At 68.9% G+C, this 9,952-nt stretch carries 11 protein-coding genes and 1 tRNA gene; 1 reads left to right on the top strand and 11 read right to left on the bottom strand.

What is annotated here, in order from left to right:
- Positions 1 to 12 precede the first annotated feature (12 nt).
- From I71_RS40615 to I71_RS16915, 7 genes are all read right to left on the bottom strand, one after another.
- Positions 13 to 135, bottom strand: coding sequence for a hypothetical protein (locus I71_RS40615; protein ID WP_280109890.1), 123 nt, complete (start codon positions 133 to 135; stop codon positions 13 to 15).
- Positions 136 to 240: 105 nt separating this feature from the next.
- Positions 241 to 1,059, bottom strand: a complete 819-nt coding sequence (locus tag I71_RS16940; RefSeq protein ID WP_042696015.1) for a phosphodiesterase — start codon at positions 1,057 to 1,059, stop codon at positions 241 to 243.
- 57 nt (positions 1,060 to 1,116) lie between these two features.
- A complete protein-coding gene (locus tag I71_RS16935) occupies positions 1,117 to 2,166 on the bottom strand; it encodes an ABC transporter ATP-binding protein (protein ID WP_042696014.1) in 1,050 nt (349 codons plus the stop codon).
- Between the two features lie 10 nt (positions 2,167 to 2,176).
- A complete protein-coding gene (locus I71_RS16930; protein ID WP_042696013.1) occupies positions 2,177 to 2,980 on the bottom strand; it encodes an ABC transporter permease in 804 nt (267 codons plus the stop codon).
- Between the two features lie 5 nt (positions 2,981 to 2,985).
- Complete coding sequence (locus I71_RS16925; protein WP_307189008.1) at positions 2,986 to 3,873, bottom strand: ABC transporter permease; 888 nt, start codon at positions 3,871 to 3,873, stop codon at positions 2,986 to 2,988.
- Positions 3,870 to 4,913 (bottom strand): ABC transporter substrate-binding protein, encoded by a 1,044-nt coding sequence (locus I71_RS16920; protein ID WP_042696012.1) that lies wholly within the window; start codon positions 4,911 to 4,913, stop codon positions 3,870 to 3,872. The genes I71_RS16925 and I71_RS16920 overlap by 4 nt, the downstream gene beginning before the upstream one ends.
- A 29-nt stretch (positions 4,914 to 4,942) precedes the next feature.
- A complete protein-coding gene (locus I71_RS16915) occupies positions 4,943 to 5,980 on the bottom strand; it encodes a LacI family DNA-binding transcriptional regulator (protein ID WP_244433885.1) in 1,038 nt (345 codons plus the stop codon).
- Between the two features lie 275 nt (positions 5,981 to 6,255).
- Between I71_RS16915 and I71_RS16910 the strand changes: the two genes are divergently transcribed.
- A tRNA-Arg gene (locus I71_RS16910) sits at positions 6,256 to 6,332 on the top strand.
- Positions 6,333 to 6,548: 216 nt separating this feature from the next.
- Here the strand turns inward: I71_RS16910 and I71_RS38355 are convergent.
- From I71_RS38355 to I71_RS16895, 4 genes are all read right to left on the bottom strand, one after another.
- Complete coding sequence (locus I71_RS38355) at positions 6,549 to 6,689, bottom strand: hypothetical protein (RefSeq protein ID WP_159107400.1); 141 nt, start codon at positions 6,687 to 6,689, stop codon at positions 6,549 to 6,551.
- A gap of 58 nt (positions 6,690 to 6,747) precedes the next feature.
- Positions 6,748 to 8,247, bottom strand: a complete 1,500-nt coding sequence (pyk, locus tag I71_RS16905; protein WP_042696011.1) for a pyruvate kinase — start codon at positions 8,245 to 8,247, stop codon at positions 6,748 to 6,750.
- 83 nt (positions 8,248 to 8,330) lie between these two features.
- On the bottom strand, positions 8,331 to 9,416 hold the full coding sequence (locus tag I71_RS16900) for an aldose epimerase family protein (protein WP_042696010.1): 1,086 nt from the start codon (positions 9,414 to 9,416) through the stop codon (positions 8,331 to 8,333).
- A gap of 267 nt (positions 9,417 to 9,683) precedes the next feature.
- The coding region (locus I71_RS16895) for a 2OG-Fe dioxygenase family protein (RefSeq protein ID WP_042696016.1) at positions 9,684 to 9,952 on the bottom strand (269 nt) is incomplete at its 5' end.

The raw sequence follows: 9,952 nt of genomic DNA, 5'->3' as shown, positions 1-9,952 counted from the left end.
GGGCGTCCGGCTTCAGCTGCGAGGTGTAGAGCACCAGCTTGCCGGTGCGCCATCGGCCTGCGCCGCCTGGGAAACGGCGCCATGTCCGAGCGTCAGCGTCAGAACCGTGGCGAGGGTGGCGAGGAACGCCTTCATCTCTGTCGTCTCCCTTGGGATCGGCTTTGAGTGGCCTGTCATACGCCAAGCCCGTGACAGGCGCGTGACAGCCGGGCGAAAGGCCCCAAATCAATCCGTGCGGGGCTAGTCGATCAGCTTTCCGTCCTTGAAGAAGGGGTAGGGGCCGTCATAGTCGCCGATCATGGCGGTGTGGCTGACCAGACCGGTGTCGGCGCGCCACATGTGGATCTGGTAGCCCGGCGGCTCCATCACGAAGGCGGACGGCGCATCGTCCCGCAGGTCGAGCGCCACCTGATGCGCGGTCGATGGTGCGGTGGAGGCGATGGTGCCGGCCCAGCGCACCTGGATCGGCCGGTGCAGATGGCCGCACAGCACCCGTTCCACCTGCGGATGGCGGCGGATCACATCGGCCATGGCGTCGGCGCCGCTCAGCCCCAGCCGGTCCATATGGCCGATGCCGGTGGCGAAGGGCGGGTGGTGCTGGAAGACGACGGTCGGCCGGTCGGGCTGTTCCGCCAGCCGTGCGTCGAGCCAGCCGAGCCGCTCGGCGCAGACCTCGCCGGCGCCGGAGCCGGGCAGGACGGTGTCCATGGCGATCAGGCGGACCGGCCAGTCCTCCACCGTGTAGTGGAAGAAGCGGCTGTCGCCGACCCGCGCCGCCAGATCGGGAAAGGCGCGGGCGAGTCCGGCGCGCTCGTCGTGGTTGCCGGGCACGGCGCAGAGCGGGATGTCGAGCGGCCGCAGCAGGCCGAGTAGCCGCTCATACTCCTCCGCATGCCCCGCATCGACGAGGTCGCCGGTGACGAGGATCACGTCGGGGCGCGGGGTGAGCGCCAGGATGGCGGCGACCGCCCGCTCCAGGAAGGGGGCGGTGTCGACACGGCGGTAGGCGAGACGGCCGGGCGGCTTGATGTGGGTGTCGGTGATCTGGACGATGATCATGGTGCCTGTTCCAGGGCTTGAAGGGTCGATTGGTGGTCTGGTGCGTCGCCGATACGCTCACGGCACCGCCAGCATCCTCGCCGGATCGACCCGCAGCCAAACCCGGTCGCCGCGTTCCAGGCCGCTCCGGCCAAGCGTGTCGACCGTCAGCGCCGGCCCGTCCGCCGGTTCCACCAGCAGCCGGGTGCGGTCGCCCAGGAACACCGCGGCGGCGACGGTGCCGCCCAGATGCCCGTCGGCCTCGCCGGCCAGCGCCAGATCCTCCGGCCGGACCAGCAGCTCCACCGCGCCATCCGCCCCGGACCAGGGCAGCGACGCCGTGCCGATGGACAGAGTCCCGCCGCGCACGGTACCGCCCAGCCGGTTCATCGTGCCGATGAAGTCGGCGACGAAGCCGTCCGCCGGCTGATAGTAGATCTCCCTCGGCGTGCCGACCTGCGCCACCCGGCCCTTGGCCATCACCACGATGCGGTCGCCCAGCGCCATCGCCTCGCCCTGGTCGTGGGTGACATAGACGGCGGTGATGCCCAGACTGCGCAGCAGCCGGTCGATCTCCAGCCGCAGGCTGTCGCGCAGCTTGGCGTCCAGCGCCGTCAGCGGCTCGTCCAGCAGCAGCACGCGCGGGCGCACCACCAGGGCGCGGGCCAGGGCCACACGCTGGCGCTGGCCGCCGGACAGCTGGTCGATGCGCCGCCCGGCGAACTCGCCGAGATGCATCAGGTCCAGCATCTCCTCCACCCGGCGGGCGCGGTCGGCGCGGGGCAGCTTGCGCACCTTCAGGCCATAGGCGACGTTCTCCGCCACCGTCATGTTGGGGAACAGGGCGTAGCTCTGGAACACCATGCCGACATTGCGGCGCTCGATGGGCAGGGCGGTGACGTCCTCCTCGCCGAACAGCACCCGGCCGCCGGGATCGGGGCTTTCCAGCCCGGCGATGATGCGCAGCGTCGTGGTCTTGCCGCAGCCGCTCGGGCCGAGGAAGACGACGGTCTCGCCGCCGCGGATGGTCAGGTCCAGCGGTTCCAGCGCGCGGGCGCCGCCGGCGAAGGTCTTGCCGCAGCGCTCCAGGCGGATCGGCACGGCATCGAGGTGGAAGCTGTCGGGCATGAGAGGACTCTCAAACGGACGGACGGCCGCGCTTCGCCAGGCCCTGCATCAGGATCAGGCTGGGCACGATCATCAGGAAGAAGACGAGGGTGTAGGCGCTGCCGATCTCGATCCGCAGCGAGGCATAGCTGTCGGCCAGTCCGACCGGCAGCGTCTTGGTCAGCGGCGTGTGCAGCAGCCAGGTCAGGTTGAATTCCCCCACCGACAAGGTCAGCACCATCAGCGAGCCGGCCAGGATGCCGGAGCGGCAGTTGGGCAGCACCACCGTGGCGAAGCGGCGCAGGAAGCCGGCGCCCAGGCTGGCCGCCCCCTCCTCCAGCGTCGTCAGGTCGATGGCGCCCATCACCGCCAGCACGGCGCGGACCATGAAGGGCAGGGTGAACAGCACATGGCCGATCAGGATGAACAGCCAGCTGCTGCGCAGATCGCCGACGCCGCCATAGGTGACGATCAGCGCCAGCGCGGTGGCGAGGCCGGGAATGGCGACCGGCATCATCAGCAGCTCCTCCACCAGCCGGGCGACCCGGCCGGGGCGCCGAGCCAGCGCATAGGCCGCCGGAACGCCGAGCAGCAGCGTGCTGGCCAGGCAGGCGACGGCGATCTGCAGCGACAGGAGGATGGTGCCGGAATAGACCCGCCACACCTCCTCGACCCAATGCAGGGTCAGGCCGCTCTTCAAGCCGACGAAGTAATTGGCGGTCAGGCCGGCCAGCATCGACATCGCCATCGGCACGGTCAGCAGGGCGCAGACCAGCAGGGTGAAGCCCAGTTGCAGCCAGAAGCCCCAGCCGCGGCGGTGCGAAAGGTCACGCATGCCCGTCACCCCGCCGCCGCGACGGAAGTGCCGGCGACGCTGCGGGCCACCGCCAGCGCCGCCCAGGTGATGAGGCCGAGCAGGACGCTGAGCGCCGCTGCCGCGGCGATGTTCGCCTGGAGCGTGAATTCGGTGTAGATCGTCATCGGCAGCACATTGATCCGGGTGGCGAGCGTGAAGGCGGTGCCGAACGCACCCATCGAGGTGGCGAAGCACAGCGCGCCTGCCGAGATCAGCGCCGGTTTCAGCGCCGGCAGGATCACGTCGGCCACCACGCGCCAGGACGATGCCCCCAGTGAGCGCGCCGCCTCCTCCAGCCGCGGGTCGAGCTTCTCCGCCGCCGCCATCACCGTCAGGATGACGCGCGGAATCGAGAAATAGACATAGCCGAGGAACAGGCCGGCCATGGAATAGGCGAAGACCAGCTTTCCCGCCCCCAGCGCCTGGGTGACGGTGCCGATCAGCCCCTGGCGGCCGGCCAGCATGATGACCATGAAGCCGATGACCACGCCGGGAAAGGCCAGCGGAAAGGTCAGCAGCGCCACCAGCAGGGCATGGCCGGGGAACTGGTTGCGCACCAGGAACAGCCCGGCGACGGTCGAGACCGCCAGCGTCACCGCCGTCACCCCCGCCGACAGCGCCAGCGTGGAAATCAGGCTGTCGAGATGGCCGGGGGCGGCGAGCGTGGTCAGATAGGCGCTCCATCCCTCCGCTCCGCCGGCACCGATCACGATCAGGCGGACGAGCGGCAGCAGGAAGAAGGCGGCGAACACCGCCGCCGCCGGCGCCAGCAGGGCCGCCAGCCGCAGCGGCTCGCCCGTCCATCCCCCACCGGCCGGCGGACGCGCCGCCGGCCGGTGGGGGAGGGGGGCGTCCTGCACGCAGGCGCTCACTTCACCTCCGCCTGATAGCGGTCCATGAAGCCCTTCTGCGCCTCGGCCATGCGGACCATGTCCACCGGCCTGGCGCGGGCATAGTCGGCGGCCGGCAGGAACTTGGCCGCGGTCTCCGGCGACATCGCTTCGGCCCGCACCGGGCGCATGAAGGCGTTGGCCCACAGGGTCTGGCCCTTGTCGGACAGCACATAGTCCAGCACCTTCTTCCCGTTCTCCGGGTTCGGGCCGTTCTTGACCAGCGCCATCACATAGGGGACCGAGACCGTTCCTTCCTTCGGGATGACGAAGGCGACCGGCGCCTTGTCGGTGTATTTGGCGCGGTAGGCGTTGAAGTCGTAGTCGATCAGGATCGGAATCTCGCCCGACAGCACGCGGGCGTAGGAGGTCTGCTTCGGCACGATGGGCTGGTTCTTCTGCAACTCCTTGAACCAGCCGACGGCCTTGTCGAAGCTGCCGTAATCGCCGCCCAGGGCCAGATTGACCGCCACCGCCCCGACATAGCCGACGGCGGCGCTGGTCGGGTCGAGATAGCCGACCATGCCCGAATAATCGGGCTTCAGCAGGTCGGCCCAGCTCTGCGGCACCGGCTTGCCGCCCAGCGCCTCGGTGTTGACGAAGAAGCCCAGCGTGCCGCTGTGGATGGCGAACCAGCTGCCGTCGGCATCCTTCATCCCGTCGGGGATGTCGGCCCAGCCCGCCGGCTTGTAAGGGGTGACCACACCGGCCGCCTTGGCCTGGATGCCGACCGGCCCGCCGAGATAGACGACGTCGGCGACCGGCTTGTCCTTCTCCGCCAGCATGGCGGCCATCGCCTGGCCGGAATTCTTGTTGTCGAACGGCACGGCGATGCCGAGATCGGCCTTGATCGCCTTCAGCTGCGACGCCCAGTCCGCCCATTCCGGCGGGCAGTTGTAGCAGATGGCGGTCGGCTCCGCCGCCGTGGCGGGCGTCACCGTCGCGGTGAGGGCGGCAGCCAGAGCGGCGGCACCGAAGGCGGCGCCGAGCAGGAGCCGGGCGGGCAGGAACGGCTTGAACATGATCCGGGATTTCTCCGTTCGGGAAGCGCTTAAGTCGATTGGGACGGGGCCGGGCCGAGCGATTCGCCCGGCCGCAGGGTGAAGGGCAGCATCACGGCGCGGCCTTGCAGCTCGCCGGAAAAGCCGGTGCGCAGGCATTCGAAGGCGGTGGCGCCCATGGCGCGGGCCGGCTGTACCAGGGTGGCGAGGCTGGGCGCCATCAGCCGCCCGATCTCGATCCCGTCGAAGCCGCAGACCGACAGGTCGTCCGGCACGGACAGGCCGAGGTCGCGCAAGGCCCGGATGGTGGCGAGCGCCAGCATGTCGTTGGAGGCGAAGAAGGCGGTCGGTCGTTCCGGCCCCTCCAGATGAGGGGCGAGCCGGTGGGCCAGCCGCAATTCGTTGAAATCGACCTCCACCACCGGACCGGGGGGCAGGCCGGCATCGTCCAGCGCCGCCAGCCAGCCGGCATGGCGCCGGCGCGAACGGTCGGACTGGCGGAAGCGCCCGGCGATCATGCCGATGCGGCGGTGGCCCAGCGCCGCCATCCGCTCCACCACCGCGCGGGAGGCGGCGACATTGTCGACCGACACATGGGCGCGCGCCGCCCGTTCCGGCTGGTTGTAGGCCAGCACATAGGGCAGCCGCACCTCGTCCAGCGTGTCGAGCGAGCCGCTGCGGTCGGCATCGGCGACGGTCAGCACCAGCCCCTCTACCCGGTTGGACAGCAGCCCTTCGATGGCACGGGATTCCTTGGCCGGGTCATAGTCGGTGGAGGCGATCAGGACGCTGTATCCGGCCTCGGCCGCCGCATCCTGGATGCCGGCGACGCTTTCGGCGAAGACCGGGTTGGTCAGCGACGGCACCAGCACGCCGACGGTGCGTGTTCGCGCCGCCTTCAGGCTGCGGCCGATGGTGCTGGGGCGGAAGGACAGGTCGGAGGCGGCGGCGCGGACCTTCTCCATGGTTTCCGGCGTGGCGTTGCCGCTGCCGTTGAGAACGCGCGACACGGTGGCGATGGACACCCCGGCACGCGCCGCCACATCGCGGATCGTCGCCACGCGGTCCATCGCACGCCTTTCGGTCAATCCGCCGCCCATCTGCCACCCTTCATCCCTGGTCCCGCACCGTCCGATCCGGCGCGGGTGCAGAGTGGCGGCGGCGTGTTGCAATCGCGTGACGGCGTGAAAACGGTTTCGTGAAGAATGGAAACGTTTCCATCGCCCCGGATTGCCGGGAGCGCAGCCCTCCGAAGCCAGTTGTCACAGGGCGGACCGGGGGAGCTGCAAGCCGTCGAAAAAACTGTGATTTTTGTGTTTGCGTCTCCGAATGCCTTGGGCTATGTTGCGCCTCCACCAGCGATGGACCCGTAGCTCAGCTGGATAGAGCGCTGCCCTCCGAAGGCAGAGGTCATGAGTTCGAATCTCGTCGGGTCCGCCATGAATCCAAGGGCTTAGCCGTAGCAGCGGCTAAGCCCTTTTCGTATTTGCTGCCCGTATAGATCACGCAAAAAGCGACTGTCAGGCTCCGGATCCTGAGGAATATCCCTCACCGGTCATCCCGCATCCGGGCGTGGTTGAGCGGTGCCACCATCCCGATGCCAACCAGCACATTGCCGATCAGCGACGGCAGCAGGAAGCCGAAGGTGTAGCGGTCTCAGCCGATCTCGCCGGACATGGCGGCGAAGGACACCTCGACCGGGCCGGCGATGACGAAGAATTGTGTCTGCCCGACCGATGGCGTGATCCACACCGGCAGCGCGATCGTTCGGCCGACGAAAAACGCAAGTCCATACATGAAACGGCCAAGCCTCCGCCTTGTTCGAAGGGGAGGCTTGGCCGGCGGTGCGATGCGGTCAGGCGTCGGTGAAGGCCATCGGTTGGCGGGCCTGCAACTCGCGCTCGCGCTCCAGACGGCTCGGCGGCTCGACCCAGGCGATGCGCAGGATGTTGGTCGATCCCGGCATGCCGAACGGCACGCCGGCGGTGATGACCAGCCGCTGCCCTTCCTCCGCCAGCCCATGGACATAGGCCAGCCGCGCCGCCTTGTGCACCATGTCGGAGAAGTTCTGCACATCCTCGGTCAGCACGGCATGGACGCCATAGGCCAGCACCAGCCGGCGGGCGATGGCCGCCTGTTCGGTCATGCAGAGGATCGGCACCTCCGGCCGCTCACGGGCGGCCCGCAGGGTGGTGGAGCCGCTCGTGGTGTAGGTGGCGATGGCCGCCGCCTTCACCGTATGGGCGACCTGACGGGCGGCGGCGGTGATGGCGTCCGATTCCGTCTGTTCCGGGTCGGCATGCTGGGCGTCCATCATCTTGCGGTACAGCGGATCGCCTTCCACCCGGCGCGCGATGCGGTCCATGATCGACACCGCCTCCACCGGATATTCGCCCGACGCGGTCTCCGCCGACAGCATGACGGCATCGGCGCCGTCGAACACGGCGGTGGCGACGTCGGACGCCTCCGCCCGCGTCGGGGCGGGGGCGGAGATCATCGATTCCAGCATCTGCGTGGCGACGATCACCGGCTTGCCGGCCAGCCGGGCCGCATGGACGATCCGCTTCTGGATGGAGGGCACGTCCTCCGGCGGCATTTCCACGCCCAGGTCGCCGCGCGCCACCATGACGCCGTCCGACATTTCGACGATGCGGTCGAGATGCTGGATCGCCTGCGGCTTCTCCAGCTTCGACAGCAGGGCGGCGCGGCCGGCGATCAGCTTGCGCGCCTCGGCCACATCCTCCGGCCGCTGGACGAAGCTGAGCGCCACCCAGTCCACCTCCTGGCTGAGGGCGAAGTCGAGATCGGTGCGGTCCTTTGCGGTGAGCGGCGACAGCGGCAGCACCACGCCGGGGACATTGACGCCCTTGCGGTCCGACAGCTTCGTGCCGGACACCACCACGGTTTCGGCGTAATCGGCGCCGCAGGCGGTCACCCGCAGCCGCACCTTGCCGTCGTCCAGCAGCAGTTCGGCATCCGGCACCAGGGCGGCGAAAATCTCCGGATGGGGCATGCCGACGCGGCGGGCGTCACCCGGTTCTGCCAGCAGGTCGAGGCAGAAGGACTGGCCGGGGGTCAGCGTCACCGGCCCATCGGCGAAGCGGCCCAGCCGCAGCTTCGGCCCCTGCAGATCGGCCATGATGGCGATGGGGCGGCCGGTCTCCTCTTCCAGCGCACGGATGGCGCGGACACGCTCGCCATGATCCTGGTGGCTGCCGTGGCTGAAGTTCAGGCGGAAGACGTCGACACCGGCCTCGAACAGGCGGCGGATCATGTCGGGCGAGGAGGAGGAGGGACCCAGCGTGGCGACGATCTTCGTCTGCCGGTAACGGCGGATCGGTTTAGAGGTGCTCATGTCGTAACGGACTCCGAGGGAAAATAGGGCTGCCGTGCAGGTCGGGCGGGGCCGGGGGCGGAGACGGGCGGCGGCACGCCGCCTCAGGCGACCCCGAACCGGTAGACGATGGACCCGGCGGTCCATTGGCCGGGACGCAGCACGGTCGAGGGGAAGGACGGCCAGAGGGAGGAAAGGTTGATGGAGTTGGGGAATTTCGACGGTTCGGCGCAGAAGGCGCTGTGCTTGGTGTAGAGCGTGCCGCCCTTGCCGACGTCCCGCGGGGTTTTCCCTTCCAGGGCATTGCCGGTATAGAGCTGCAGGCCCGGTTCGGTGGACAGCACCTCCAGCGTGCGGCCGCTGGCGGGGTGCAGGAAGCGGGCATGAAGGACAGGCACCGGGCCGTTCGCCGGCTTGTCGATCACGTAATGCAGGTCGTACCCCTTGCCGAGCGCCAGCATCCGGTCGTCGGCCTCGATGCGGGCGCCCAGCGCCGCCGGGGTGCGGAAATCATGCGGCGTGCCGGTGACATCCACCATCTCCCCCGTCGGCACCGCCGTCTCGCCCAGCGCCAGATAGCGGCCGGCATGGACGGTGGCGACATGGTCGAGGATGGACGACCCGAGATCGCCCGACAGGTTGAAGAAGGTGTGGTCGGTGAAGTTGACGATGGTGGTCTTGTCGGCCGCCACCGCGGTCCAGGCGATGGTCAGGGCATTGTCGTCGCCGACCGTATAGACCAGCCGCAGCGGCAGGGTGCCGGGGAAGCCCTCCTCGCCATCCTGGAAGACATAGGTCAGTTCCAGGCTGGCCTCGTCGAGCTGCCGGGCGTCGAAGACGCGGAAGCGTGAGCCGCGCTGGCCGCCATGCAGGGTGTTGGGCGGGGCGTTCACCGCCGCCTGATGGGTGACGCCGTCCAGGGTGAAGCGCCCGTCGGGGATGCGCCCGCAATAGCGCCCGATGAAGGAGCCCATGGACGCCTGTCCGCCCATCGCGCCCTCGATCCCGTCATAGCCCTGGACCACGTCTCCCAGTGCGCCGTCCCGGTCGGGAACCAGGATCTGCTCGATCTTGGCGCCGTAATTGGTGATGCGCACCACCATGCCGCGCCCGTTGCGCAGGGTGAACAAATCCACCGGCTTGCCGTCGATGGTGGCGGAGAAATTCTCTCGCTTGAGGTCGGTCGCCATGGTCAGGCATCCCTGTGGAAGAGGTTAGTAAAAACCGAGAAGCAGCAGCCCCAGGACCATCACCACGCGCAGGAGCAGCGCCGTCTCCAATGGGTCCGCGGTCATGGCTCGGCCTCACCGGGTGGATTGTGGGATTATTATACTAATATATTACGCCTTGAGGCAAACCGGATCGGGGTGTTGGGGCCGGGCCGGACAGTTTGCCGCAGTATTGCGGTCATGATCGCAGTGCCCCGGCCGACAGTCTCTCGGGGTGATCCGCCGAAGTCACGCGCGCCGCATCGTCACCACCAGCACGTCCCGAAAGGCCGGAATCGCCGGATCGATGGGCTCGACCGGCGTCACACCATGAAACACCCGGGCGTCGTCCACCACCGCCGATTCCAGCGGATGGCGCAGGGTGAAGCTGCCCAGCGGCCGGGCGGCGAGATCATGGATGCGCGTCGTGCCGCTGGAGACGTTCTCGCGCCGGATCAGCTTCACCAGGACCCAGTCCACGCCGTCGCGATGCATTTCTTCCGGAGTGGGCCGCCCGG

This window comes from Azospirillum sp. B506 (assembly GCF_000333595.1).
Taxonomy (GTDB): domain Bacteria; phylum Pseudomonadota; class Alphaproteobacteria; order Azospirillales; family Azospirillaceae; genus Azospirillum.
The sequence above is the reverse complement of the archived record's forward strand: the minus strand, read 5'-3'. Positions and strand labels throughout refer to the sequence as shown.